Consider the following 25,582-nt stretch of genomic DNA (forward strand, 5'->3'; position numbering starts at 1 on the left):
GGGTGGATCGGACCGGTGGGGCCGGTCGATGTCCCCACTGTGCGCGGGATTCGCTGTGTCGTCAATCACCGTGCACTACAGTCGTAGAGGCCAAATCGTCCGCGGAGCGAACACCAACCCCCCATCGGCGCAGGTCCCGCCGCCCGAGGCACGAATCTGTTCGCCATGCGAACGCCGGACACCTAGGTATGACTAGGAGGTGCCCTAGTGTGATCGGACGCACACTAGGGCACCGTGGAGGCACACCGGCAGCAGGCCGCATCGTCGCGGCCGGAACCGAACCACGCTAGGAGCCCTCGATGTCAGATCGACTCGACCACGTCCAGGCCACCCTCGAGACCGCACTCGAGGACCGGCCCGAGGACGGCATCATCCGCGCCAACCGCCGCATCTTCACCGACGAGGAGATCTTCGAACTCGAGATGAAGCACATCTTCGAGGGCAACTGGGTCTACCTGGCGCACGAGAGCCAAGTCCCCGAGGTCGGCGACTACTTCACCACCGACATCGGTCGCCAGCCCGTCGTGATCACCCGCGGCAAGGACGGGCAGCTCAACTGCCTCATCAACGCCTGCTCGCACCGCGGCGCGATGCTGTGCCGGCGCAAGACCGACAACCGCACCACCCTGACGTGCCCGTTCCACGGCTGGACGTTCTCCAACTCGGGCGAGCTGCTCAAGGTCAAGGACCCGCGTGACGCCGGCTACCCCGAGCAGTTCAACACCGACGGCTCCCACGACCTGCGACGCGTGGCCCGCTTCGAGAGCTACCGCGGTTTCCTGTTCGGCAGCCTCAACCCGGACGTCCTCCCGCTGGAGGAGCACCTGGGCGACAGCCGGACCGTCATCGACATGCTGGTCGACCAGTCCCCCGAGGGACTCGAGGTCCTGCGCGGCTCGTCGACCTACACGTTCGACGGCAACTGGAAGCTCCAGGCCGAGAACGGCGCCGACGGATATCACGTGTCGGCCACCCACTGGAACTACGCGGCCACCACCGCACGCCGCTCGTCCGGCGAGTCCAAGAACGAGACCAAGGCCATGGACGCCGGTACCTGGGGCAAGCAGGGCGGCGGCTACTGGTCGTTCGAGCACGGGCACCTGCTGCTGTGGATGTGGTGGGGCAACCCCGAGGACCGGCCGCTGTGGGACCGTCGCCAGGAGCTCGCCGACCAGATCGGCACCAAGAAGGCCGAGTTCATGGTGGGCGCCTCGCGCAACCTGTGCCTGTACCCGAACGTCTACCTGATGGACCAGTTCTCCAGCCAGATCCGGCACTTCAAGCCCATCTCGGTCGACAAGACCGAGGTGACGATCTACTGCATCGCACCCAAGGGTGAGAGCGCCGAGAACCGCGCGGCGCGGATCCGCCAGTACGAGGACTTCTTCAACGCCACCGGCATGGCGACCCCGGACGACCTGGAGGAGTTCCGCTCCTGCCAGAAGACGTACCTCGCCGACGCCGCGCCGTGGAACGACATGACCCGCGGCAGCACCCACCAGCTCACCGGTCCGGACGAGACCGCCCGTGGCCTGGGGATGGAGAACGTGCTGTCCTCCGGCGCCAAGACCGAGGACGAGGGCCTCTACCCGATCCAGCACGCCTACTGGCTCGAGACCATGCAGCGTGCCCTCGAGGCCGAGTCCGCCGCCCGCGACGAGGCCGAGCGCCGGGCCCGCGAGGACGCCGGGGCCCGGGTGCATCGCACGACCGTCGCGGCCGACGCCTGACCCGGCCCGAGTCGACCGCACGCCCATCCCCGCCCCACGAAAGGCCTGATCATGACCGCACCCGCCGTGGCGTCGATCTCCGTCGACGAGATCTCCGCTTTCCTGTTCCGCGAGGCACGACTGCTCGACGACCGCCAGTTCGAGCAGTGGATCGAGTGCTATCGCGAGGACGCGATGTACTGGATGCCCGCCTGGGACGACGACGGTGAGCTCACGACCGATCCGTACTCGGAGATCTCGTTGATCTTCTACCCCAACCGGGCCGGTATCGAGGACCGGGTGTTCCGCATCCGGACCGAGCGTTCCTCCTCGACGTCGCTTCCCGAACCGCGGACCAACCACCTCATCAGCAACGTCGAGGTGCTCGACCGCCGTCCCGGCGAGGTCGACATCCGCTTCAACTGGTTGTCGTCGTACTTCCGTTACAACACCACCGACCAGTACTTCGGGACGTCCTTCTACACCCTCGACGTCACCGGCGAGTCGCCGCTGATCACCTACAAGAAGGTGGTCCTGAAGAACGACTACATCCACCACATCGTGGACGTCTACATGGTGTGATCCCACACCCCGGCCGGCGCCCGACCAGGGCGCCGGCACACCCCCGGTCGCCGTGCGCGGCCGACACCGCCAGCGACCTGGAGTGAGACCCCATGAGCTATTCAGTGGCCCTGGCCTTCGAGGACGGCGTGACGCGCTTCGTCAACTGCGGTCCGACGGAGACCGTCGCCGACGCCTCGTACAAGGCCCGGATCAACATCCCCCTCGACTGCCGTGACGGAGCGTGCGGGACGTGCAAGTCCCTGTGCGAGTCCGGCGAGTTCGACGGCGGCGACTACATCGACGACGCCCTCACCGAGGACGAGGCCGCGGCCGGCTACTGCCTGCCGTGCCAGATGGTCCCGCGGTCCGACCTGGTCGTGCAGATCCCCACCACCTCCGATGTGGCCAAGACGGCCGCCGCGGCGCACCCCGCGACGGTCACGGCCGTCGAGCGGCTGGCCGAGGGCGCGTTCGCGCTGTCCGTCGAACTGGACGACCGCGACGCCCTGGCGTTCCTGCCCGGCCAGTACGTCAACATCTCGGTCCCGGGCACCGACCAGACACGGTCGTACTCGTTCTCCACCGGTGCGGACTCCCGGAACCTGTCATTCCTCATCAAGTACGCCGCCGGCGGCGCGATGTCGGAGTACCTGGCCCAGCGCTGCGCCGTGGGCGACCGCCTCGAGCTGACCGGCCCGATGGGCAGCTTCTTCCTCCGCGAGTCCACCCGTCCACTGCTGCTGCTGGCGGGCGGTACCGGCCTGGCGCCCGTGCTGTCCATCCTCGAGACCCTCGCCGCCGCGGGCACCTCCGACCGCCCGGTCCACCTCATCTACGGCACCTCGTTCGACACCGACGTGGTCTACACGGACCTGCTCGACGAGTTCACCACCCGGATCCCGGGCATGACCTGGGATCTGGTCGTCTCCGACCCGGCGACGACCCACCCGAACAGCGGATACGTCACCGGTCTGATCCGGCCGGAGCACCTCCACGACGGGACGACCGACATCTACCTGTGCGGGCCACCACCGATGGTCGAGGCGGTGCGCGGATTCCTCGACGACGAGGGCCTGCAGGTGACGCACTTCTACTACGAGAAGTTCACCCCCGCGACCGCGGTGCCCGACCAGTCCGCCGAGCGCGCCACGGAATCGGCGGAGCCGACTGAGGAGGCCGCCCTCGCCGTCGACCCGTCCCCCACCACGCCGGAAACGACGACGACGACGACGACGACAACGGCAGCAGCAACGGCAACGGACATTCCCGTCGCCGCGCCCGCACCCGTGGCCGAGCCCGCGGCACCCGCCGCGGCCACCACGGCCCCGGCCGCACCACACGGGCCGGCCCGGATCCTCTCGCGCCGCCCCGGGGACCCCGTGCCGGCCATCGAGGCCCGACCGGTCGGCTACACCCCGCCCGCCCCCGGCGGCCACACGGCGCCCGTCACCCGGACCGCCGAGCCGGTGGCGAACATCGCCGCGCGCCCGGTCGGGTACACCCCGCCGGCCCCGGGCGGACACGCCGCACCAGGCGTCCCCGCGACCGAATCTCCCGCGCCCATCGCCGCGCGCCCGGTCGGTTACGTCCCGCCGCAGGTCACCCTGACGCGGGCGTCGACCGCGCCCACCGCGGGGACCACGACCACGGTGTCCCTGGCCGGCGGAGGCCGTTCCGAGACCATCACCTCGGCCCCCGGCGTCGTCAGCGGCGAGGTGCACCCGGCGATCCGGCACTCCGACGCCCAGTTCGACGCCCGCATGGCGCTCGAGCTCGGCGTGATCGAGCTGACCATGGGACGCCTCGACGACGCCCGGCTCGCCGAGTTCCGGTTGCTCGCCGAGTCGGCCAACCAGTACATCGAGCGCGACAGGTTCCTCGATCCCGAGCGGTTCACCGCCGCGAACGCGCAGTTCCACGAGTTCCTGTTCCGCTGCACCGGCAATGACTCGCTGCTGCAGGCCTACCGCATGCTGGAGGTGACCCAGGTGATGAACCGCGTCCTGCCCGACGCCCGCTGGGTGTCCGAGGACATCGTCCCCGAGCACCTTGAGATCGTCGCGGCCTTCGAGACCGGTGACCGCGACGCCGCGCGATACCTCATCCGTCGGCACAGCGAGCACGCCAAGGCCACCATGCGCACCGCGCTGGACCAGAACGCCGTGGAGGCCGCGTCGTGAGCGCGCCCGTCGGCGAGTACGACGCCGTCCCGCCCGTCGTCTCCCCCGGCCGCTTCGCCGGCCGGTCGGTACTCATCACCGGCGCCGTGCAGGGGATCGGCCGCGCCGTAGCCGACCGGGTGGTCCGCGAGGGCGGGCTGGTCACGGTGGTGGACCGGGCCGACCTCATCACCACGGTCGCCGACGAGCTGACCGCGGTGTCCCCGGACGGTCACCGGGTCGTGCCCGTCGAGGCGGACCTGGAGACGTTCGAGGGGGCCGAGGCCTCGGCCCGTGCGGCTCTCGACGCCCACGGCCGGATCGACGTGCTCATCAACAACGTCGGCGGCACCATCTGGGCCCGGCCGTACCACGAGTACTCTGCCGACCAGATCGAGGCCGAGGTCCGCCGGTCCCTGTTCCCGACGCTGTGGATGTGCCGGGCTGTCCTGCCGTCCATGGTCGCGGCGGGCGCGGGCACGATCGTCAACGTCTCCTCCGTGGCGACCCGCGGGGTCAATCGCGTCCCCTACGCCGCGTCCAAGGGCGGGGTCAACGGCCTCACCTCGGCGCTCGCGCTGGAGGCCGCCCCGCACGGGGTCCGGGTGGTGGCCACCGCCCCCGGCGGCACCCTCGCCCCCGAGCGGCGGATCTCCCGTGGCGGCGACGCCCGCACGGACCAGGAGAAGACCTGGTACTCGCAGATCGTCGAGCAGACCGTCGACTCCACCGTGATGGGCCGCTACGGCACGCTCCACGAGCAGGCCGCCCCGATCTGCTTCCTCGCCTCCGACGAGGCCTCCTACATCACCGGTTCGGTCCTCCCCGTCGCCGGCGGCGATCAGGGCTGACCGGCCCGTCGACCAGGGCAGGCCGGCCTGTCGACCAGGTCAGGCCGGCCCGGTTCCTCCCCACCCCCACCGAACGGAGCCCTTCCGTGTCCCCGAGCACTCCCGTGCCCTCCAGCCGACCCGTCCCCTCCAGCCCTCCCGGGACGTCCGGCCCCGCCGCCGGCGTCTGGGAGTCCCCCGCCCACCGCCGCACCGTCTACGGAGTCCTCGCCGTCGTCGCCGCCGCCATCCTCTTCGACGGCTACGACCTCGTCGTCTACGGCGCCGTCCTGCCCACCCTCATGGCGGACCCCGGCCAGATCGGCGCCCTCGGCGCGGCCCAGGCCGGTGCGCTCGGTTCCTACGCCCTCGTCGGCGTGATGATCGGTGCCCTCAGCGCGGGGGCAGTCGGCGACCGCATCGGCCGCCGCCGGATCATGCTCGGTGCCATCGCCTGGTTCTCGATCGGCATGGCCGCCACCGCATTCGCCCGCGACATCACCACGTTCGGTGTCCTCCGCCTGCTCACCGGACTGGGGATCGGCGCCATCGTCGCCACGGCCGGGGCGATCATCGCCGAGTTCGCCCCCGCCGGCCGACGCAACCTGTTCAACGCCATCGTCTACAGCGGCATCCCCGCCGGCGGCGTCCTGGCCTCCGCGCTGGCGATGGTCCTGCGGGAGCACATCGGCTGGCGCGGCCTGTTCCTCATCGGCGCCGTCCCGCTGGTACTGGTCCTGCCGTACGCCTGGTTCGCCCTCCCCGAGTCCCCGCGGTGGCTGGCCTCCCGCGGCCGGACCGGGCGGGCCGCCGAGGTCTGCGCGACCAGGGGCCTGCCGCTCGAGATGGCCGGCGCGCCGGGCGCGCCCCTCACCGCCGGCACGACGCCCCGACGCGGTGACGACGACAACCACGACGACGACAAGGTGGTCGCCCGCACCGGCTTCGCCGCCCTGCTGTCCCCCGGATACCGCCTCGGCACCCTGCTCCTGGGGTTCATGAGCTTCGCGGGCCTGCTGCTCACCTACGGACTCAACACCTGGCTGCCCACGATCATGGAGAACTACGGTATCAACGCCAAGAGCTCCCTCGGCTTCCTGCTCGTCCTCAACGGTGGAGCGATCGTGGGTGGACTCGCGGCCTCCTGGCTCGCCGACCGACACGGGCCGCGCGTGATCGTCGCCTGCTCGTTCGTGCTGGCCACGCTGGCGCTGGTCGCGATCACCGTCTCCCCGCCGTTCGTCCTGGTCGTGGCGCTGGTCGCCGCCGCCGGCATGGGGACGATCGGCACACAGGTCCTGCTGTACGGCTTCGTGTCCAACTACTACGAGACGGGCGCCAGGGCCGCGGGCGTGGCGTGGTGCGCGGGCTTCGGACGCCTGGGCGGCATCCTCGGCCCGGTGATCGGCGGCCTCCTCGTGGCGGCCGGGCTGGAGGCGGACACGTCCTTCCTGGTGTTCGGGGGAATCGCCCTGGTCGGCGCCGCGCTGACGTTGGCCGTGCCCCGGTCGCCCGCGCGGGAGGAGCCCACGGACGTGCCGGAGGAGATCGCTCCGCTGGACTTCGAACCACAGGCCACCGCGGGTACCGCGACCCTCGTCACCGCGGAACCGGTCGGGCACGCCGGGTCGGATCTACGCTGACCGCATGACCTTCGCCCACCCCGTCCCCCGTTACGGTCACCACCGCGCCGCGGATCGCCTCCACGCGATCCACGGCGCGGTGGCGGGCAAGCGATCGACGATCGTGCTGGTCACCGCCGCCGACGGCGGGGGCAAGAGCCACCTCGTCGATTCCGTGGTCGCCGAACTCACCGGGGTCACCTCGGTTCTCGTCCGCGCCCTGCCGTGGGAGAAGGACACGAGGTGGGTGGTGGCCGCCAGGGTCCTCGAGCGGCTGCCCCGGCCCGACACCGAGCCCCCCCGTCGCGCCGGGGCCGCGGAGCCGGTGGGCGCAGCGTCGACCGAACCGGTCGGCGACGCGGTCCTCGTCGACGCACTGGCCCCGGCGTTCGTCACCGCCGGCCCCGGCGCCGTGGTGGTCGTCGACGACGCGGAGTACTCGGACCCCGACTCCCTGCGGGTCCTCGCCTCCGCGGTGGAGGCCGCGGGCCGGGCCTCCGTCCTGGTCGTGCTCACCCTCGGCAGCCCCGCCCACGGACCCTCCGCCGATCTGTGCGCGGAGCTCGCCCGCGAGACGGTGCGGCTGGGCTCCCTCGACCAGTCCGAGATCCGGACCCTCGTGGCGACCCGGACCGGGCGCGAGCCGTCGGCCGCGGCGGCCCGACGGCTGCTGGACTACACGGGCGGCGAGGCGGGGGCGGTGGCGACAGTGGCCGACCAGGCGCCCGACTCGTGGTGGATCGCCCCCTTCTCCGTCCCTCCGCTGCCCGCGTCCGTCGAACGGGAGACGGCGGCACGGCTGGCGGCGATGGATCCCGAGCAACGCGAGGTCATCGAGGCCGCCGCCGTCCTGACGCCCCCGGTCACGCTCGAATCACTCACGGCGCTCATCTCCGCGCGCAGCGGGGCCACGCCCGGCACGGCGCTCGTCACCGCCGCCCTGGACGCCGCCCATGCCGCGGACCTGGCGCAGGTGGACCTCTCCCCCGGCGCCGCGACCCTCCGATTCCGCTCCCCCCTGCTGCGGACGGCGGTCCTGCGCGGGATACCACCCAGCGAACTGCTGCACCTGCACTCACTGGCCGGCCTCGTCGCCGAGGCCGCCGACGACCTCGACGCCGCACTCGATCACCGAGCGTCGGCGTCCACCGGTCCCGACGCCGACCTGTCCGAGACCCTGCGGGCCCGCGCCCTCGTCCACGCCCGCGCCGGCCGCTGGAGTGCGGCCGGGCACGCCTACCTCACCGCGGCGGCCCTCACCCCGGACACCGACCGCGCCCGCGATCTCCACATCGACGGGGTCGACGGTCTGATCAACGCCGGTCGGATCAGCGAGGCCCGATCGCTCGCGCAGGGGCTGGAGCGGGTGCGGTCCGATCCCCGCCGGGACGCGGTGCTCGGGTCCCTCGCCGTCCACCTCGGGCACGCCGGGGAGGCCCGGGTCCTGCTCGATCGCGCGCTCGCCGCGCGCGAGGACGGCGTACCGGGATCACCCGCCGCGGACCCGGTCGCCCTGGCCCAGAAGTTCGTCGTCCACTCCCTGTGCGAGTGGCGGCCGGCCCGCATCCGACACTGGGCGCGGGTGGTCACCAGCAGCGGACGCCCGGATCAGCCCGAGGTCGAGGAGGCCCGGGCGATCGAGATGCTGGGGCGCGCGATCGAGGGAGGCCCCGACGCGGCCCCTCCCGTCGAGGACCGACTCCCCGGCCTCGCGCCGGCCGTGGCGCAACGTTTCGAGATGGCGTCGGGATGGATCGCCCTCGCCCACGACGACCTGGAGACCGCCCGCCGCCACCTGGGGTCCGCGGTCCCCACCGCGGACGTCTCCGGCTCCGCGCGGATCTCCATCTGGGCCCAGGCGTGGCTCGCCCGCACCCTCCTGCTGCGCGGCGACTGGGACGACGCGTTGCGCGTGGTGGACACCGCGGCCCGCCGGGTGGACGACCTCGAACTGGACCTGCTCGCCCCGGTCGTCCACTGGCCCGGCGCCGTCATCCGGTCGATGCGCGGGGACCACCTCGGTGCCGCCGCGCATCTGCGCAACCTCACCACCAGCGCCGATGCCTACCCGATCCAGGTCATCCCCTCCGCCATGGCCCGGATGCAGGTGGCGGCCTCCTCCGGCGACTACACCTCCGTGCGCCTGGCCGCGGAGCCCGTCGTCGCCCTCTCCCGCGAGATCGACATCGACCAGCCCGGCTACTGGCCGTGGCACGACCTGTACTCCCACGCCCTCGTCCTCGCGGGCCGGATCGACGAGGCGGAAGAGCTCATCGGCCCCGCCGAGGCCCGGGCCGAACGCCAGGGCCACCGTTCCACCCTGGCCCGCCTCGGGGCGGTCCGGGCCCGCATCGCGGCCGTGCGCGGGGACGTCGACGAGTGCAACCGGATCTTCCGCCGCAGTCTCGACCACCTCGACGGACTGGCCATGCCCTATTACTCGGCACGCATGCACTTCGGCTACGGGCAGACGCTGCGCCGGGCCGGCCGGCGCCGTGAGGCGCACCTCGCGCTGGGCACCGCTCGTGACATCTACGAGCAGCTGGGCGCCCGGGCCTACGTGGAGCGGTGCGACCGCGAACGCCGTGCAGGCGGTGTGGACGTGACCCGGACCGGGGGCAACAGCACCCTCACACCCCAGGAGACCGCGGTCGCGACCCTCGTCGCCGCGGGCCGCACCAACGCCCAGGCGGCCGAGGAGTTGTTCCTGTCCATCAAGACCGTCCAGTACCACCTGACCCGCATCTACTCGAAGCTCGGGGTCAGTGGCCGCACGGAGTTGGCCGCCCACGTCTCCCGCGGCAGCGAACCCTTCCGCACCGACCCCTTCCGTACCGACTCACCCCGTATCGACTCACCGCGTACCGACCCCGACCCGACGGGAGACCTGTGACCACCGGACCCCCGAACCCCGCCGCCGTCCGCTCGGCCGGCCCGCCCACGACCGGCCACCCACCCGCTCCTGCCCCGGCCGGGCGACCCTCACCCCGCCGGGTCCTCACCGACCTCGGCCCCCGCGAGTTCGCCAACGCGCTGATCGCCCTGGTGTTCTCGGCCACCGGCCCCGTCGCCGTCATCCTCGCCGCCGGCGGGCAGGGGGACCTGTCCCCCGCCCAGCTGTCCTCGTGGATCTTCGGCGTGTTCTTCGCCAACGGGCTGCTCACCATCATCATGAGCTGGGCCTACCGGACGCCGCTCGCGTTCTTCTGGACCATCCCGGGCACCGTGATCGTCGGGAACTCGCTCAGTCACCTGCGGTGGTCGGAGGTCCTGGGCGCCTACGTCGTCACCGGCGTGGTGATCCTGCTCGTCGGTCTGTCCGGCCTGGCCCGCCGACTCATGGACTGGATCCCCATGCCGATCATCATGGCGATGGTCGCCGGGGTGTTCCTCCGGTTCGGGTTGGGGTTGGTCGAGGCCGTGTGGGCCTCCGCCGCGGTGGCGCTGCCGATGGCGATCGCGTTCCTCGTCGTCGGCGCCGTCCCCCGCCTGGCCCGGGTCGTACCGCCCATCCTCGCCGCCATGATCGTCGGGATCCTCGCCGTGGTCCTGACCGGCGGGTTGTCGCGGGGGGTCCTCGACGACGGGCTCATCGCGGCCCCGATGATGCAGGCCCCGGAGTTCACGCTCCGGGCGATGGCCGAACTCGTCGTGCCGCTGGCGATCACCGTCCTGGTGGTGCAGAACGGTCAGGGCATCGCGGTGCTGCGGGCGAAGGGGCACCATCCGCCGGTGTCGGCGTGCGCGGTCGCGTGCGGCATCTGGTCCCTGCTGGTCTCGGCGGTCGGCGCCGTCTCGACGTGCCTGACCGGGCCGACCAATGCTCTGCTCGTCTCCTCCGGTGAGCGCGATCGTCACTACGCCGCCGCGATCGGCAACGGCGCGCTGGCCCTGGTCGTCGGCATCTTCTCCCCCGCCTTCGTGGGCCTCATCCTCGGCACCCCCGCGGCGTTCATCGCGGCGCTGGGCGGGCTGGCGATGCTCGCGCCCCTCCAATCGGCGTTCGTCACGGCGTTCCGGACGGACAGGGCACTCGGCCCGCTCGTGTGCCTGCTCGTCACCGTCGCGGACGTCTCGCTGCTCGGCATCTCCGCGCCGTTCTGGGGCATCGTTCTGGGCATGGCCGTGTCGGCCCTGCTCGAGCGCCGGCTCGCGGCCTGAAACGCGGCACCGGGCCGTGGCGGCCGGCACGCGACACCGGGCCCGTGGCGCGGTCCGGACGCGGGCCCGCGGCGAGGTCCGCCCCTCTCGCCGATAGGAGAAGGCCCCCGCCGTGGGCGGGGGCCTTCTGCTGTCGGTCCCTGGAGTGGACGGACCCGGGTCACCCGGGTCCGGGGTCAGGCGGAGCGCTCGCGGGGCTCTTCGTCCGAGAACGGGACGATCGTCGGCAGGACGTTGTCGCGCACCGTCTCCCCGGTGACCACAACGCGGGCGACGTCATCACGTCCCGGGATGTCGTACATGACCGGCAGGAGGACCTCCTCCATGATGGCGCGCAGGCCACGGGCGCCGGTTCCACGCAGGATCGCCTGGTCGGCGACGGCCTCGAGGGCGTCGTCGGTGAACTCGAGCTCGACACCGTCCATCTCGAACAGCTTGGCGTACTGCTTGACCAGTGCGTTCTTCGGCTCGGCGAGGATGTTGACCAGGGCCTCGCGGTCCAGGCTCGTCACGGTGGCCACGACCGGCAGGCGGCCGATGAACTCGGGGATGAGACCGTACTTCACCAGGTCCTCGGGCATGACCTCGCTGAAGTTCTCGGTGGTGTCGAGGTCCTTCTTGCTCGCGACCTCGGATCCGAAACCCATTCCCTTGCGACCCACGCGGTCGCCGACGATCTTCTCCAGACCCTGGAAGGCGCCGGCCACGATGAACAGCACGTTGGACGTGTCGATCTGGATGAACTCCTGGTGCGGATGCTTGCGACCACCCTGCGGCGGCACCGACGCCTGGGTGCCCTCGAGGATCTTCAGCAGCGCCTGCTGGACACCCTCGCCGGAGACGTCGCGGGTGATCGAGGGGTTCTCGGCCTTGCGGGCGATCTTGTCGACCTCGTCGATGTAGATGATGCCCATCTCGGCGCGCTTGGTGTCGAAGTCCGCGGCCTGGATGAGCTTGAGGAGGATGTTCTCCACGTCCTCGCCCACGTACCCGGCCTCGGTCAGTGCTGTGGCGTCCGCGATCGCGAACGGCACGTTGAGCATCTTCGCGAGGGTCTGGGCGAGGTAGGTCTTGCCGCAGCCGGTGGGGCCGAGCATGAGGATGTTCGACTTGGCCAGCTCGACCCCGTCACCGCGGCCGAGCGAGGCACCCACCCGGATGCGCTTGTAGTGGTTGTAGACGGCCACCGCCAGGTTCCGCTTGGCTGCGTCCTGACCCACCACGTACTCGTCGAGGAACGCATGGATCTCCGACGGCTTGGGCAGCTCGTCCAGGCCCTTCTCCTGCGAGTCGTCGACCTCGGACTCGATGATCTCGTTGCACAGCTCGATGCACTCGTCACAGATGTAGACCCCGGGACCGGCGATCAGCTTCTTGACCTGCTTCTGGCTCTTCCCACAGAAGGAACACTTCAACAGGTCGCCGCTCTCACCTACACGCGCCATGAGTTCTACGTCCTCGCATTCCGGGGGCGCCGATGTCACGCCCCGTAGTCGACGGTACGCGGTGGCGGCCGTAAAGCCGACCCCCGCGTGATCAGTTCATTGCACCCGACAGCGCGCCGCTCCCCTGAGCGGCGCGCCGCCGTCGCCTCAGTTGCCCGTCGACAGCTTGCGGTAGTCGAACACGGTGTCGATGATCCCGTATTCCTGGGCCTCCGCGGCGGTGAGGATCTTGTCGCGGTCGGTGTCCTTGCGGACCTGCTCGGCGGAGCGACCGGTGTGCTGGGCCAGCGTGGTCTCCATCAGGCGACGCATCCGCTCGATCTCCGCGGCCTGGATCTCGAGGTCCGAGACCTGGCCCTGGATGCCACCCGTGGCGGGCTGGTGGATGAGGACGCGAGCATTGGGCAGCGCCGCGCGCTTGCCCTTGGTGCCCGCCGCGAGCAGCACGGCGGCGGCCGACGCGGCCTGACCGAGGCACACCGTCACGACGTCCGGCCGGACGTACTGCATGGTGTCGTAGATCGCCATCAGCGAGGTGAACGAGCCACCCGGCGAGTTGATGTACATGGTGATGTCACGGTCCGGGTCCTGACCCTCGAGGACCAGCAGCTGGGCCATGATGTCGTTCGCCGAGGCGTCGTCGACCTGGGTGCCCAGGAAGATGATGCGCTCCTCGAAGAGCTTGTTGTAGGGGTTGGACTCCTTGACGCCGTAGCTGGAGTGCTCGACGAAGGACGGCAGAATGTACCGGGAGGAAGGCAGTGAGGTCATCGGTGACTCCGTGGTGGTGGTCGAGGCTGGGTGGGCTGCGGGAGCGCTCCCGTGGGCGGAGGACTGGATCACGACGGCGCGGTACCGCCGGTCTGGGACGCACGCGAGATCACGTGGTCGACGAACCCGTACTCCTTGGCCTCCTCGGCCGAGAACCAGCGGTCACGGTCGGAGTCCTCGGTGACCTGCTCGAAGGTCTGGCCCGTGTGGAAGGCGATCAGCTCGGCCATCTCACGCTTGGTGGCGGCGTACTGCTCCGCCTGGATGGCGATGTCGGCGGCGGAACCACCGACGCCGGCCGACGGCTGGTGCATCATGATCTTGGCGTGCGGGAGGGCGTAGCGCTTGCCCTTCGTGCCCGCGGTCAGCAGGAACTGGCCCATGGAGGCGGCCAGGCCCATACCGTAGGTCGCCACGTCGCACTCGACGAACTGCATCGTGTCGTAGATCGCCATGCCGGCGGTCACCGAACCACCGGGCGAGTTGATGTACAGCGCGATGTCGCGGGTGGGGTCCTCCGCCGCGAGCAGGAGGATCTGCGCGCAGAGGCGGTTGGAGATGTCGTCGTCCACCTGGGAACCCAGGAAGATGATCCGCTCCTGCAGGAGGCGCTCGTACACCGAGTCGCCGAGGGTGAGTCCGTGCGACCCCGGCGAGCTGAGTGCGGGCTGCGTCGAACCGGGCTGAGCCGCTGAACCGTTCTGGGCCACGGGGAACCTACCTTCGCTCATCGTCTTCACCGCTAGTGCGGCGCCCGGCCGACCGGTGGCCGGGGAACCGTTACGTCAAACACTAACCAACACCGACGACGGAACCGTCCCGCCGGGGCGGGTGTTCGCTCTCAGCGTCGGGCCACCAGCACCGTCCCCGGGGGCCGGAACGACAGGGCCGGGACCACGTGACGCGGTCCCGGCCCTTTCAGGGGTCTGAGCTGACGGTCAGGCGTCGGCGTCCTTCTCGTCCGCGGTCGCCTCGGCGGCGGTGTCGGACTCGACGGCGTCGGCGTCGGCGTCGGCGGCCTCAACGGTGCCGAAGAACTCGCTGGTGTCGACCACGTTGCCCTCGGTGTCCTTGACGGTGACCTTCTGGATCACGTCGGCCAGGGCCTTGGACCGGCGGACGTCGGAGAACAGCGAGCCGAGCTGGCCGGCCTGCTGGATCTGCTGCACGAACTGGTTGGGGTCCATGCCGTAGCGCTGGGCCTGGAACAGGATGTGCTGCGTGAGCTCCTCCTGCGAGACGTCGGTCGAGTTCTGCTCGGCGACGGCGTCCAGCAGGAGCTGGCTGCGGATGGCGCGGGCGGCGCCCTCGCGGGTCTCGGCCTCGAACGTCTCGCGGTCGGTGCCCTCGGCGGCCAGCGCCTGGTCCAGGATCGACGCGTCGCCACCGAACTGGTCGATGAGCTGGTGCATCTGGGCGTGGGCCTCGGACTCGACGACCGCCTCCGGCGTCGGCACGTCGGTTGCCTCCATCAGGGCGTCGAGGACCTTGTCGCGGATCTCGCCCGCGAGGCCGGCCCTGGCCTGCTGCGCGACCTTCTCCGACAGGTCGGCCTTGAGCTCGTCCAGGGTGTCGAACTCGCTGGCCATCTGCGCGAACTCGTCGTCGGCCTCGGGGAGCTCGCGCTCCTTGACGGACTGCACGGTGACGGTGATGACCGCCTCCTTGCCGGCGTGGTCGCCGGCGACGAGCGAGGAGGTGAACTCCTTGGACTCGCCGGCCTTCAGACCCTCCGCCGCGTCGTCCAGGCCCTCGACGAGGGTTCCGGAGCCGAGCTCGTAGGACAGGCCCTCGGTGGAGGCCTCATCGACGGGCTCACCGTCGACGGTCGCAGCGAGGTCCACCGACAGGAAGTCACCCTTGGTGGCGCCACGCTCGACGCCCTTGAGCGTGCCGAAGCGGGCACGCAGGTTGTCGAGCTCGGCGTCGACCGCCGCCTCGTCGGTCTCCGGGGCCTCCACGGTGACCTCGAGGTCCTCGTAGGTCGGGAGGGTGATCTCCGGACGGACGTCGACCTCGGCGGTGAACTCGACGACGTCGTTGTCCTCGAGCTTGGTCACCTCGATCTCGGGCTGCGCCAGCACCACGAGCTCGTGCTCGTCGACGGCCTGGCTGTAGCGCGACGGGATCATGTCGTTGATGACCTGCTCGAGGACGGCCGGCCGGCCGATCCGCGACTCGAGGAGCTTGGCCGGAGCCTTACCCGGGCGGAAGCCCGGGATGTTGACCTGGCCGGCGAGCGACTTGTAGGCCTTGGCGAAATCCGGCTCGAGCTCCGCGAACGGCACCTCCACGGTGATCTTGACCCGGGTCGGGTTGAGCTGCTCGACAGTGCTCTTCACGGTGATGTTCTCCTAGGAAGTTTCTCGGGGTTCGTGTCTTTCGGCTCCGCTGGTCGGGATGACAGGATTCGAACCTGCGACCCTCCGCTCCCAAAGCGGATGCGCTACCAAGCTGCGCCACATCCCGGTGAGTCGCGCGGCCGACCATCCCGCGATCGAGCACGGGACATCTGCCGGGCCGCCAAACCAACTCGCCCAGTGTACGACAGGCCCATCGGGGCGCCGATTCCGCGTTCTCGGGCCGGGAGTTGGGAGCACCGGCACGGTCCGGTAGTGTTATCCGGGCGTGAGCGTGACCCGGCGGAAAAGCCCAGGTCAGCGCTTCGATGCGGGTGTAGCTTAATGGTAAAGCCCCTGCCTTCCAAGCAGGCTACGCGGGTTCGATTCCCGTCACCCGCTCCACTGGATGCCCCGCCCCGTCAGACACTGACGAAGCGGGGCATCGTCGATTTCCCGGCCGGAGTTCCCACGCAGTGCCTCCCGCCCGCGACATCCCCACCTCCGCCCCGCAGGCGCTCCCGCGGATGGCGTCTCGCGCGAGCGCCTGTTCGATCAGCTCGCAGCCGCCCCTCGGCCTGGCGTCGCGCGCGCACTTCGGTGCAGGCCAGACGACATGGCGGCGGGCGGCTACGATAAACGTGCCCGCGGCTTCAGCGCGGTCGGCCCGCCTGACACGTCGGGCACCAGAAGAGGGTCCGGGCCTCCATCGTCTGCAGGGCGATCTCGTCGCCGCACACCCGGCACTCCCAGCCGTCGCGTTGGTAGACGTAGTTGCGAGGTCGATCGGCCCCCCGGCGGGGTACGTCGCCGTGGTCGTGCTCGGGGCGGATCGTATGGATGGCGCCGGTCTCCACACCGATCTCCATCAACTCCACGAGGTCGTCCCAGAGGGCTCGGAACTCCTGCTCACGCAGTTCGACCCCGGGGAGGAACGGGGTGATCCCGTGCCGGAAGAGCACCTCGGCGCGGTAGACGTTGCCGACGCCGGCCAGGACCTTCTGGTCCATCAGCAGGGCACCGATCGTCCGCGCACTGCGACTGATCCGTGCCCACGCGCGGGCGGGGTCGGCGTCGGGGTCCAACGGGTCCGGGCCCAGGCGTTCGCGCACTCCGGCGACCGCCTCGTCGGCGATCACCTCGCAGCGGGTCGGGCCCCGCAGGTCGACGTAGTGGACGGACCCGTCCCCCGCCACCCCGTCCCTCGTCACCCGGTCCCCCGGCGCGGCGCCCACCCGCATCCGGACCTGCCCGACCGGGGTGGGCGGGTCCTGCCCCTCGGGGACCAGGTGGGTGTCGAAGAAGCCGTACAGGCCCAGGTGGACGTGAACGGCGAGGCCGCCCTCGTAGTGGTGGAAGAGGTGCTTGCCCACCGCCGTGGCGCGGTCGAAGTACCGGCCGTCGACGGCGGTGGCCTGGTCGGCGAACCTCCCCTGGGGACTGGACACACGGACGGGCCCGCCTGCGAAATACTCGGTGTGCAGGCGGGCCAGCCGGTGGAGGGTGTGCCCCTCGGGCACGGGTACTCAGGCTCCGGGTGTCGTCGGACTCAGGTGTCGTCAGGCCCCGGGGACGGCGGGGGCCTCGCCGGTGCGCTCGTACTCGGCGAGGATGTCGATGCGCCGCTGGTGCCGCTCGGCTTCCGACCACTCCTGATCGAGGAACGCGTCGACGATCGCGAGCGCCTCCTCGCGCGAATGCATCCGACCGCCGATGCCGATGAGCTGGGCGTTGTTGTGCTCACGCGCCAGCCGCGCGGTCTCGACGCTCCACGCCAGGGCGCAGCGCGCGCCGGGCACCTTGTTCGCGGCGATCTGTTCGCCGTTGCCGGAGCCGCCCAGGACGATGCCGAGACTGCCCGGATCGGCAACGACCTTGGCGGCCGCGTCGATGCAGAAGGCCGGGTAGTCGTCCTCGGCGTCGTAGGTGTGGGCGCCGCAGTCGACCACTTCGTGCCCGGAGGCCTTCAGGTGCTCGGCGATGGCGTTCTTGGTCTCGAAGCCGGCGTGGTCCGCCCCCAGGTAGATGCGCATGGCGCCGATTCTGCCACGCGCGACCGCAACCCCACCCCCGGGCGTCAGTCGAACTGCGGCGCCTCGGTGCGGCTGCGCTTGAGCTCGAAGAAGTACGGGTAGTCGGCCAGCAGCGCGGCACCGTCGAAGACCTTGCCGGCGTCCTCACCACGCGGGATGCGGGTCAGGACCGGCCCGAAGAACGCGGTGCCGTCGACGTGGAGGACCGGGGTCCCGACCTCGTCGCCCACCGGGTCCATGCCACGGTGGTGCGAGGCGCGCAGCTCGTCGTCGTACTCATCGGTCCCCGCGGCGGCCGCGAGGCCGGCGTCCAGACCGGCCGCCTCGAGCGCCTCGGTGATGACGGTGGGGTCCTCGATGCCGCGCCCCTGGTCGTGGATCCGGGTCCCCAGCTCGGTGTAGAGCGCGCCGAGGACCTCCTGGCCGTGGCGCTGCGCGGCGGCGATGGCCACGCGCACCGGACCCCAGCCGCGCTGCATGAGCGCCGTGTAGTCCTCGGGCAGGTCACGGCCCTCGTTGAGCACGGACAGGCTCATGACGTTCCACGTCACGGAGATGTCGCGGACCTTCTCGACCTCGAGGATCCACCGGCTGGTGACCCACGCGAACGGGCACAGCGGGTCGAACCAGAAGTCGACGGAACGGGTGGCGGACCGGGCATTCGATGTCATGACCCCATACTCCCTGCCCGCGGCGGCTGCCGCCACTGTGGCCGACTCGGTGCCCGCCGGGTGGTAGGACTGGTGCGGTATCCGACACCCACCGAACCGAGGTCCTCACCGATGCGCTCGCTCAATCTCACCCGCGCCGACGCCGCCGCCCGGTCGGAACTGCTCACCGTCGAGTCGTACGACGTGGAGATCGATCTCACCGACGGCCGCGGTGGGCCCGGGACCGACACGTTCCGTTCACGCACCGTGGTGCGCTTCTCCTGTACGCGCCCGGGCGCGGAGACGTTCATCGACCTCCGCGCCGCGGTGATCCGGTCCGCGACCCTGAACGGCCGGGAGCTGTTCCCGGCCGCCGGAGAAGAGCGGTACGACGACGAGGACGGCATCACCCTGACCGACCTGCAGGCGACCAACGAGCTGATCGTGGACGCCGATCTCGCTTACACCACGACCGGTGAGGGCCTGCACCGGATGGTCGACCCGGCCGACGGGGAGGTCTATCTCTATTCGCAGTTCGAGACCGCGGACGCCAAACGGGTCTTCGCCTGTTTCGACCAGCCCGACCTCAAGGCGCGCTACACCCTGACGGTGACCGCTCCGGAGAAATGGGTGGTGGTGGCCAACACTCCGGCCGAGGAGGCCCCGGCTGACGGGGGCGGCGTGGTGCACCACTTCGCGCCGACCGAGATCATGTCGACCTACCTGGTCGCCCTCATCGCGGGGCCGTACCACGTCGTGGAGGACACCTACACCGACGAGCACGGCACGATCCCTCTACGTCTGCTGTGCCGGGCATCGCTGGCCGAGTTCCTCGACGCCGACCGCCTGTTCGCCGAGACCAAGGAGGGTTTCGGCTTCTACCACCGGGAGTTCGGCCTGCCGTACGCGTTCGGCAAGTACGACCAGATCTTCGTCCCCGAGTTCAACGCCGGTGCCATGGAGAACGCCGGGGCCGTGACGTTCCTCGAGGACTACGTCTTCCGCTCCCGGGCCACCGGCTACCGCTACGAGCGGCGCAACGAGACGATCCTGCACGAGATGGCCCACATGTGGTTCGGCGACCTGGTGACCATGCGCTGGTGGGACGATCTGTGGCTCAACGAGTCGTTCGCCACCTTCGCCTCGGTGTTGGCCCAGGTGGACGCGACGCAGTACACCGACGCGTGGACCACCTTCGCGATCGTCGAGAAGGCGTGGGCGTACCGCCAGGACCAGCTGCCGTCCACCCATCCGGTCGCTGCGGACATGACCGACCTCGAGACGGTGGAGGCGAACTTCGACGGGATCACCTACGCCAAGGGCGCCTCGGTGCTCAAGCAGCTCGTGGCCTACGTCGGGCGCGAGCCGTTCCTGGCCGGGCTGCGCGCCTACTTCGCCGAGCACGCCTTCGGCAACGCCCAGTTCGACGACCTGCTGTCGGCGCTCGAGAAGTCGTCGGGCCGCGACCTGTCGGGCTGGGCCGACCAGTGGCTGCGCACGACCGGCATCAACCCGATCACCGTCGACATCACGACCGGCGGCGACTCCCGCACGATCTCGGAGCTGACCGTCGTCCAGGGCCCGGCCGCCCCGGGGGCCGGCGAGCTGCGCACGCACCGGCTCGGGGTGGGCCTGTACAGCCGCGACGCCTCCGGGGCCATCGTGCGCACCGAGCGGGCCGAGCTGGACATCTCCGGCGAACGGACGGAGGTGGCCGAACTGGCCGGCCGACCCGTGCCCGATCTGGTCCTGCCCAACGACGAGGACCTGACCTACTGCTCGGTCCGGCTCGACGAGCGGTCACTGACCACCGTCCTGGACTCGCTCGAGGACGTCGCGGATCCGCTGGCGCGCACGTTGTGCTGGTCCGCGCTCTGGGAGATGACGCGGGAGGCGAGGCTGCCCGCCCGCAGGTTCGTGGAGGTCGTCTCCCGGGCGGCCCCGCGCGAGACCCACATCGGCGTGGTGCAGCGGGTGCTCACCCAGGCGCAGACCGCGCTGGCCCGCTACGCCGACCCGGACTGGGCCGCCGCCACCGGGTGGAGGACGTTCTCCGGTGCGATGCTCACCGCGGCGCGGGAGGCCGAGCCGGGGTCGGACCACCAGCTGGCCTTCCTCACCGCGCTCTGCGCCTGCCCGATCGGCTTCGACCAGGGGCGGGTGCTCGGCACTCTCCTCGACGCGGGTGCGGACGAGGCGGGGCTGCCCGGTCTCGTCGTCGACACCGACCTGAGGTGGACCGTCCTTACCGCACTGGTCGCCGCCGGCGCCGCGGACACCGACCGCATCGACGCCGAACTCGCGGTCGACGACACCGCCGGCGGCGCCCGTCGCGCCGCCACCGCGCGTGCCGCCCGCCCCTTCGTCGGGGCCAAGGACGAGGCGGAGCAGCTGTTGCTCGCGACCGGGGCCGACGCCCCGAGCAACGCGATCGTGCGCGCCACGCTCCTCGGTCTCGACCTCCCCGGCCAGGAGCACCTGCTCACCGGCCTGTGTGAGCGCTACCTGGACAACGTCACGGCCCTGTGGACCGCACGCCCCGGTGACCTTGCCCAGACCGTCGCCGAGGGCACCTTCCCGTCGTGGGCGGTGGACCGCGAGACCGTGGAGCGCTTCGAGCAGGTCCTCTCCGACGAGTCGCGACCGGCGTCTCTGCGCCGGATCATCGCCGAGCAGACCGCTGACATGATCCGGGCGCTGGACGCCCGCGCCGTCGACACCGCCGAGTCGGACTGACCGTCGGGGTCGGGACGAAAGGCGGGTTCCAACTGCCCCGATAAGCGGACTCACATCCCGCTCGTGGCAGAATTCCAGGCCTGATGGTCGGCGCAGCGGTGCGGGCCCGAAGTGACGGGATGGCCTGTGACCGACAACCGACCTGCGGGGCGCACCCGCCGGGGACCAGGCGCGGCGGTGGCCGCCGCCGCCGCGCTCGTCCTGCTGGTGAGCGGATGCTCCGCCGACGCCGAGCCCGCCGACGGCGCCGGGGGCCGCGGGGCACCGGGTCCCGAGCCGGTGCTGGTGGGCGGACTGCTCGCCGATCCGAGTTCGATCGCCGTGCGGCCCGGCACGGCGGAACTGTGGATCACCAACGCCGGTGACGACTCGCTGACCGTGGTGGACCCGGCCGACCCCTCCTCGGCCCGCACGCTGCGGGACGGGTACGGGGAGCACTTCACGGCCAGGCCCTCGGGAATCGCCTTCAACGAGGACGGGTCGTTCTTCGCCGTGTCCAACGACTCCACCAACGAGGTCAGGGACATGGAGTTCGTGCTCAACCCCGAGCGCGATGCACATTTCCGCAACAACAACTTCATGGGGCCCTCGCTCTTCTCGCCGGAGACCTTCGCCCTCGCGGGCCAGAACAAGCCCTACCTCGCCGACTGGCCGCAGCCGGGCCTGAGTCACGACCCGCCGGACGACATCCCCGAGCACCAGTGCCCGGCCGAGTACTGGTCGGACACCATCGCGCGGTGCGTGTGGCCCCGCCAGGGCAGCCACCTGGACATGCTGCACGGCAACCCGCTGAGCACCGGGATCCTCCACGACGCCGTCAACGCGTACTACGTCCTCGACGGCTGCGGGGTCGGTGACACCGAGGGGCGGTGCAGCGGGCCGGGGCACGTGGCCCGCGTCGACTTCAACCGCGACCACCAGGAGGGCAACGGTTTCCACGGGGACGGCACCACCCGGCGCTACATCGACCTGCCCTACGAGCGCGTCGACGGCGTCCCGAGCGGGATGATGGCCCACGACGGCTGGATCTACTACGCCGACACCGGCGCGGGCGTGGTCCGCCGTTTCCAGCCGGACAGCGGGCGCACCGAGGTCATGGTCTCCAACTGGAACGACTCCCCCGCCGGCCACGGCGAACACGGCCCCGGCGTGATCGACTGGAGCCACCTCCCCGACGGCCCCGGCGACGGTGACGACCCGGACACCGTCCGGACGTGGGTCGACGAGCACGGAGATCGCGACGCCATCGACGCCGCCGGGGACCGCTGGATCATGCCGCGCGAGACCCTCGCCGAGTACTCCTACGTGTGGGACGCCACCGTCGAGGCCGCGGGCCCGGCCACCGCGGAGCGACCGTCGGGGCTGGCGGCAGGCACCGACTCGTGGTTCGTCGCCGACAATGCCACCGGCCGGATCCTCGAGTTCGCCTGGGACGGTTCCCCCGGCCGGGTCATCGAGACCGGCATGGCCGGTGTCACCGGGCTGGCGGTGTCCGAGGACGGGCGCACCCTGTACTTCGCCGACACGGACTCCGACGGGGTCTACAGCCTGACGCTCGGCTGACCCCGGCGGCAGGCGCCCGGACTGTCGGTCAGGCGGGCACCCGATCGCCTCAGGCGGCGTCGAGGTAGAGGTAGTCCTCCCAGTGCGGGCCGATCTCGCGCAGTTGGGAGACCAGCCGCCACGTCCTGCCTCGCGGGGCGGCGAGGGGAACCCGCAGCTCCCACCCCAGCTCCGAGAGCAGCTTGTCGGCCTTGCGGTGGTTACACGGGGCACAGGAGGCCACGCAGTTCTCCCAACCGTGCGCTCCCCCGCGACTGCGCGGGATGACGTGGTCCACGGTCGTGGCCCTGGCGCTGCAGTATCCGCACCGGTGGCCGTCGCGGTGCATGAGCGCGGCGCGGGTCATCGGGACCTGCGAGCGGTACGGGATCCGGACGTACTCGCGAAGTCGGATCACCGACGGCACGCGAATCGCGGTGTCCACCGAGCGGACGAGGACCTCCACCGGGTGGTCGTGGACCACGTCGGCCTTACCGCCGATCAACATCACCACCGCGCGACGGGCGGGCAGCGCCGTGAGTGCCTCGTAACTGGCGTTGAGCAGCAGGACGCGTGGGGCCGACGCGAGCGGGACATGCCGGTCCGGGACCGGCTCCAGCCGGGAGGGGGCTCGTGAACCCCGTTGTCGGTACTCCGTGTTCTCGCGCACTGCAGCGCCCATGGTCGGTCTCCGCTCGTCTGCCCCGAGCCCAGTGCATCAGCCGCGTCCGGGCTCGTCGTGAACCTCGCCTGCCACGATGATGCACCTTCGATGAACACTTCGTGCGGCTAACGCATAGCAGAAGGTGACCAACCCGGCCGATTCGGCCCGTCAGGCGGGCGGATCCGGGGTCCCGCCGCCGATCCATCCGCGCGCTCCAGAGTCATCCGGCCGGGATATATCGCGTCCGTATGACTCTGGAGCGCGCGGCTGCGGAGGAACGCAGGCAACCGAGGCGACGGAACAGTCGGGGTTGGCGGCACCTCCTACCCGGAGACCCCGCAGGCACCCGCACAGGCATGATGGAAGGCATGAGCAGCAGCACTTTCTATGACGAGATCGGTGGAGCGGAGACGTTCCGGAAGATCGTCCACGAGTTCTACCGCCGGGTGGCGGACGACCCCGTGCTGCGCCCGATGTACCCGGAGGCGGACCTGGGGCCGGCCGAGGACCGCCTGCGGATGTTCCTCGAGCAGTACTGGGGAGGGCCCACCACGTACTCCGAGCAGCGCGGGCACCCGCGGCTGCGGATGCGGCACAACCCGTACGTCGTCGACCGCGCCGCCCACGACGCCTGGCTCACCCACATGCTGGCCGCGGTCGACACGATCGACGGCGAGACCCTGGACGACGAGCACCGGGCGGCCCTGATCGACTACCTCACCCGCGCCGCCGCGATGATGGTCAACACCGCGGAGATCGGGTGAGACCTCCCTCCGACGCGGCGCGCCCGTGGGAGGACATGATCCTCTACCAGATCTACCCGCGGTCGTTCGCCGACTCCGACGGCGACGGCGTCGGTGACCTGCGTGGCGTGATCGACCGCCTCGACCATCTGGACGACTTGGGCGTCGACGGGGTGTGGTTCTCCCCGATCATGCGCTCGCCCGGCGCCGACCACGGGTACGACGTGTCCGACCCGCGGGATGTCGACCCGCTCTTCGGCGACGTCGACACCCTGCGCGAGCTTCTCGAGCGGCTCCACGCCGTCGGCAAGGTGCTCATCATGGACCTGGTGCCCAACCACACCAGCGTCGAGCACCCCTGGTTCCCCGCCGCGGTCGCCGCCGGGCCGGGCAGCCCGGAACGCGCGCGCTACCTGTTCCGGGACGGCCGCGGCGACGACGGTTCCGAACCTCCGAACAACTGGCCGTCGGTGTTCGGCGGTCCCGCCTGGACCCGGGTCACCGAGCCCGACGGCACGCCCGGCCAGTGGTACCTCCACCTGTTCGCCCCCGAACAGCCGGACCTGGACTGGACGAATCCCGAGGTCGCCGACGATCTCGAGCGGACCCTGCGGTTCTGGCTCGACCTGGGAGTGGACGGCTTCCGGATCGATGTGGCCCACGGACTCGCCAAACCCGACGACCTCGCCGACCTGCCCGACGATGTGGAGATCGCCCAGCTCATCGTCGACCCCCGCGATGCACGCTGGGACCGGCCGGGCGTCCACGACATCCACCGACGGATCCGGCGAGTTCTCGACGACTATCCGGGCGCGGCCACCTTCGGCGAGGTGTGGGTGGGGCCGATCGAGCGGTTCGCCCGCTACCTCCGACCCGACGAGCTGCACTTCGCCTTCCACTTCGCCCTCACCGGCGCCCCATTCGACGCTGCGGCGATCCGCGAGGCCATCAACTCCACGCTCGAGGCCGCGCGGGTCTCGGGCGCGGCGCCCACGTGGGCCCTGTCCAACCACGACGTCGTCCGCGAGGTGACCCGCTACGGCAACGGCGCCGTCGGCACCGCCCGCGCCCGCGCCATGCTCCTGGTGACCCTCGCGCTGCCGGGGATCGCGTTCGTCTACAACGGTGCCGAGCTCGGACTGCCCAGCGACTTCGCGATCCCCCACGACCGGCTCACCGACCCCACCTGGGAACGCACCGGCCACGCCGAGGTGGGCCGTGACCACTGCCGGGTGCCCATTCCATGGGAGGGCGACCGACCTCCGTACGGGTTCTCGACGGCAGCCGACACCTGGCTTCCGATGCCGGAGGGGTGGCCCCACCTCACGGTCGCCGCCCAGCAGGAGGACCCCGACTCCGTGTTGTCGCTGTACCGGGCGGCGATCGGGATGAGGCGTTCATGGCCGTCCGCGGACACGGCGGCGATCGTCTGGGAGAGCGAACTTGACGAGTGTCAGGCGTTTCGGCGCGAGGGCGGCGGGGTCCTATGCATGATCAACACATCCCCTCGGTCGGTGCCTCTGCCTCACGGCGAGGTCCTTCTCGCCTCCGGCCCGCTCGACGGGAGGGATCTGCCACCGGACACCTCCGTGTGGCTGCAGGACTCCTGAAGGG

General features: G+C 70.9%; 19 protein-coding genes and 2 tRNA genes. 12 read left to right on the forward strand and 9 right to left on the reverse strand.

All coding sequences use genetic code 11. The features are described from left to right. Nucleotides 1–299 precede the first annotated feature (299 nt). The 7 genes from benA (at nt 300) to L8M95_RS14610 (ending at nt 11,045) form a co-directional block, all read left to right on the forward strand. Nucleotides 300–1,730, forward strand: coding sequence for a benzoate 1,2-dioxygenase large subunit (gene benA / locus L8M95_RS14580; protein ID WP_260486813.1), 1,431 nt, complete (start codon nt 300–302; stop codon nt 1,728–1,730). Between the two features lie 51 nt (nt 1,731–1,781). Then, nucleotides 1,782–2,291, forward strand: a complete 510-nt coding sequence (gene benB, locus L8M95_RS14585; RefSeq protein ID WP_260486814.1) for a benzoate 1,2-dioxygenase small subunit — start codon at nt 1,782–1,784, stop codon at nt 2,289–2,291. Nucleotides 2,292–2,383: 92 nt separating this feature from the next. Next, nucleotides 2,384–4,453 carry a benzoate 1,2-dioxygenase electron transfer component BenC gene (benC, locus tag L8M95_RS14590; protein ID WP_260486815.1) on the forward strand — a complete coding sequence of 690 codons (2,070 nt, stop codon included), beginning with the start codon at nt 2,384–2,386 and terminating at the stop codon, nt 4,451–4,453. After that, nucleotides 4,450–5,283 (forward strand): 1,6-dihydroxycyclohexa-2,4-diene-1-carboxylate dehydrogenase, encoded by an 834-nt coding sequence (locus tag L8M95_RS14595; RefSeq protein ID WP_260486817.1) that lies wholly within the window; start codon nt 4,450–4,452, stop codon nt 5,281–5,283. The genes benC and L8M95_RS14595 overlap by 4 nt, the downstream gene beginning before the upstream one ends. A gap of 104 nt (nt 5,284–5,387) precedes the next feature. Further along, a complete protein-coding gene (locus tag L8M95_RS14600) occupies nt 5,388–6,905 on the forward strand; it encodes an MFS transporter (protein WP_396119804.1) in 1,518 nt (505 codons plus the stop codon). A gap of 4 nt (nt 6,906–6,909) precedes the next feature. Continuing rightward, on the forward strand, nt 6,910–9,777 hold the full coding sequence (locus L8M95_RS14605) for a helix-turn-helix transcriptional regulator (RefSeq protein WP_260486819.1): 2,868 nt from the start codon (nt 6,910–6,912) through the stop codon (nt 9,775–9,777). Continuing rightward, nucleotides 9,774–11,045: a benzoate/H(+) symporter BenE family transporter gene (locus L8M95_RS14610; RefSeq protein WP_260486820.1), complete on the forward strand. Its 1,272-nt coding sequence runs from the start codon at nt 9,774–9,776 to the stop codon at nt 11,043–11,045. The genes L8M95_RS14605 and L8M95_RS14610 overlap by 4 nt, the downstream gene beginning before the upstream one ends. Before the next feature lie 176 nt (nt 11,046–11,221). Here L8M95_RS14610 and clpX read toward each other — a convergent pair whose 3' ends face one another. From clpX to L8M95_RS14635, 5 genes are all read right to left on the reverse strand, one after another. Further along, nucleotides 11,222–12,490 carry an ATP-dependent Clp protease ATP-binding subunit ClpX gene (gene clpX, locus L8M95_RS14615; RefSeq protein ID WP_260486821.1) on the reverse strand — a complete coding sequence of 423 codons (1,269 nt, stop codon included), beginning with the start codon at nt 12,488–12,490 and terminating at the stop codon, nt 11,222–11,224. A gap of 147 nt (nt 12,491–12,637) precedes the next feature. Continuing rightward, nucleotides 12,638–13,261 carry an ATP-dependent Clp protease proteolytic subunit gene (locus L8M95_RS14620; protein WP_260486822.1) on the reverse strand — a complete coding sequence of 208 codons (624 nt, stop codon included), beginning with the start codon at nt 13,259–13,261 and terminating at the stop codon, nt 12,638–12,640. A 68-nt stretch (nt 13,262–13,329) separates the two neighbouring features. Next, on the reverse strand, nt 13,330–13,992 hold the full coding sequence (locus L8M95_RS14625; RefSeq protein ID WP_260486823.1) for an ATP-dependent Clp protease proteolytic subunit: 663 nt from the start codon (nt 13,990–13,992) through the stop codon (nt 13,330–13,332). A gap of 207 nt (nt 13,993–14,199) precedes the next feature. After that, nucleotides 14,200–15,603, reverse strand: a complete 1,404-nt coding sequence (tig, locus tag L8M95_RS14630) for a trigger factor (RefSeq protein ID WP_260486824.1) — start codon at nt 15,601–15,603, stop codon at nt 14,200–14,202. 50 nt (nt 15,604–15,653) lie between these two features. Next, nucleotides 15,654–15,730 (reverse strand) — tRNA-Pro (locus L8M95_RS14635). A gap of 201 nt (nt 15,731–15,931) precedes the next feature. On the opposite strand from L8M95_RS14635, the gene L8M95_RS14640 reads away from it, so the two are divergent. Continuing rightward, nucleotides 15,932–16,005, forward strand: a tRNA-Gly gene (locus tag L8M95_RS14640). A 248-nt stretch (nt 16,006–16,253) separates the two neighbouring features. Here the strand turns inward: L8M95_RS14640 and L8M95_RS14645 are convergent. From L8M95_RS14645 to L8M95_RS14655, 3 genes are read right to left on the reverse strand one after another with little or no spacing between them, the layout of a single operon-like run. After that, nucleotides 16,254–17,120, reverse strand: a complete 867-nt coding sequence (locus L8M95_RS14645) for an Fpg/Nei family DNA glycosylase (RefSeq protein ID WP_260486825.1) — start codon at nt 17,118–17,120, stop codon at nt 16,254–16,256. Nucleotides 17,121–17,159: 39 nt separating this feature from the next. Further along, a complete protein-coding gene (locus L8M95_RS14650; RefSeq protein WP_260486826.1) occupies nt 17,160–17,633 on the reverse strand; it encodes a ribose-5-phosphate isomerase in 474 nt (157 codons plus the stop codon). 44 nt (nt 17,634–17,677) lie between these two features. Continuing rightward, the gene (locus L8M95_RS14655) at nt 17,678–18,304 is read right to left on the reverse strand and encodes a DsbA family protein (RefSeq protein ID WP_260486827.1); all 627 of its coding nucleotides are present in this window, start codon (nt 18,302–18,304) and stop codon (nt 17,678–17,680) included. 111 nt (nt 18,305–18,415) lie between these two features. Between L8M95_RS14655 and pepN the strand changes: the two genes are divergently transcribed. Further along, nucleotides 18,416–21,019, forward strand: a complete 2,604-nt coding sequence (pepN, locus tag L8M95_RS14660) for an aminopeptidase N (protein WP_260486828.1) — start codon at nt 18,416–18,418, stop codon at nt 21,017–21,019. Nucleotides 21,020–21,145: 126 nt separating this feature from the next. Next, complete coding sequence (locus L8M95_RS14665; protein ID WP_260486829.1) at nt 21,146–22,582, forward strand: hypothetical protein; 1,437 nt, start codon at nt 21,146–21,148, stop codon at nt 22,580–22,582. A gap of 49 nt (nt 22,583–22,631) precedes the next feature. Here the strand turns inward: L8M95_RS14665 and L8M95_RS14670 are convergent, their stop codons facing one another. Beyond that, nucleotides 22,632–23,243 (reverse strand): HNH endonuclease, encoded by a 612-nt coding sequence (locus L8M95_RS14670; RefSeq protein WP_260486830.1) that lies wholly within the window; start codon nt 23,241–23,243, stop codon nt 22,632–22,634. A gap of 350 nt (nt 23,244–23,593) precedes the next feature. Here L8M95_RS14670 and L8M95_RS14675 point away from each other — a divergent pair, with 350 nt between their 5' ends. Together L8M95_RS14675 and L8M95_RS14680 are read left to right on the forward strand one after the other, a co-directional pair. After that, on the forward strand, nt 23,594–23,989 hold the full coding sequence (locus tag L8M95_RS14675) for a globin (protein ID WP_260486831.1): 396 nt from the start codon (nt 23,594–23,596) through the stop codon (nt 23,987–23,989). A 35-nt stretch (nt 23,990–24,024) separates the two neighbouring features. Then, on the forward strand, nt 24,025–25,578 hold the full coding sequence (locus L8M95_RS14680; RefSeq protein ID WP_260489271.1) for a glycoside hydrolase family 13 protein: 1,554 nt from the start codon (nt 24,025–24,027) through the stop codon (nt 25,576–25,578). Nucleotides 25,579–25,582 lie beyond the last annotated feature (4 nt).

It is taken from the genome of Dietzia sp. B32 (genome assembly GCF_024732245.1).
Classification (GTDB): Bacteria; Actinomycetota; Actinomycetes; order Mycobacteriales; family Mycobacteriaceae; genus Dietzia.

Bases quoted from the DNA above. Each gene is read 5' to 3' on its own strand.
- L8M95_RS14650 (WP_260486826.1), bottom strand. From the start codon at position 17,633: ATGCGCATCTACCTGGGGGCGGACCACGCCGGCTTCGAGACCAAGAAC.
- clpX (WP_260486821.1), bottom strand. From the start codon at position 12,490: ATGGCGCGTGTAGGTGAGAGCGGCGACCTGTTGAAGTGTTCCTTCTGT.
- L8M95_RS14680 (WP_260489271.1), top strand. From the start codon at position 24,025: ATGATCCTCTACCAGATCTACCCGCGGTCGTTCGCCGACTCCGACGGC.
- benA (WP_260486813.1), top strand. From the start codon at position 300: ATGTCAGATCGACTCGACCACGTCCAGGCCACCCTCGAGACCGCACTC.
- L8M95_RS14675 (WP_260486831.1), top strand. From the start codon at position 23,594: ATGAGCAGCAGCACTTTCTATGACGAGATCGGTGGAGCGGAGACGTTC.
- pepN (WP_260486828.1), top strand. From the start codon at position 18,416: ATGCGCTCGCTCAATCTCACCCGCGCCGACGCCGCCGCCCGGTCGGAA.
- benB (WP_260486814.1), top strand. From the start codon at position 1,782: ATGACCGCACCCGCCGTGGCGTCGATCTCCGTCGACGAGATCTCCGCT.
- L8M95_RS14655 (WP_260486827.1), bottom strand. From the start codon at position 18,304: ATGACATCGAATGCCCGGTCCGCCACCCGTTCCGTCGACTTCTGGTTC.
- L8M95_RS14605 (WP_260486819.1), top strand. From the start codon at position 6,910: ATGACCTTCGCCCACCCCGTCCCCCGTTACGGTCACCACCGCGCCGCG.
- benC (WP_260486815.1), top strand. From the start codon at position 2,384: ATGAGCTATTCAGTGGCCCTGGCCTTCGAGGACGGCGTGACGCGCTTC.
- L8M95_RS14625 (WP_260486823.1), bottom strand. From the start codon at position 13,992: ATGAGCGAAGGTAGGTTCCCCGTGGCCCAGAACGGTTCAGCGGCTCAG.
- L8M95_RS14670 (WP_260486830.1), bottom strand. From the start codon at position 23,243: ATGGGCGCTGCAGTGCGCGAGAACACGGAGTACCGACAACGGGGTTCA.
- L8M95_RS14620 (WP_260486822.1), bottom strand. From the start codon at position 13,261: ATGACCTCACTGCCTTCCTCCCGGTACATTCTGCCGTCCTTCGTCGAG.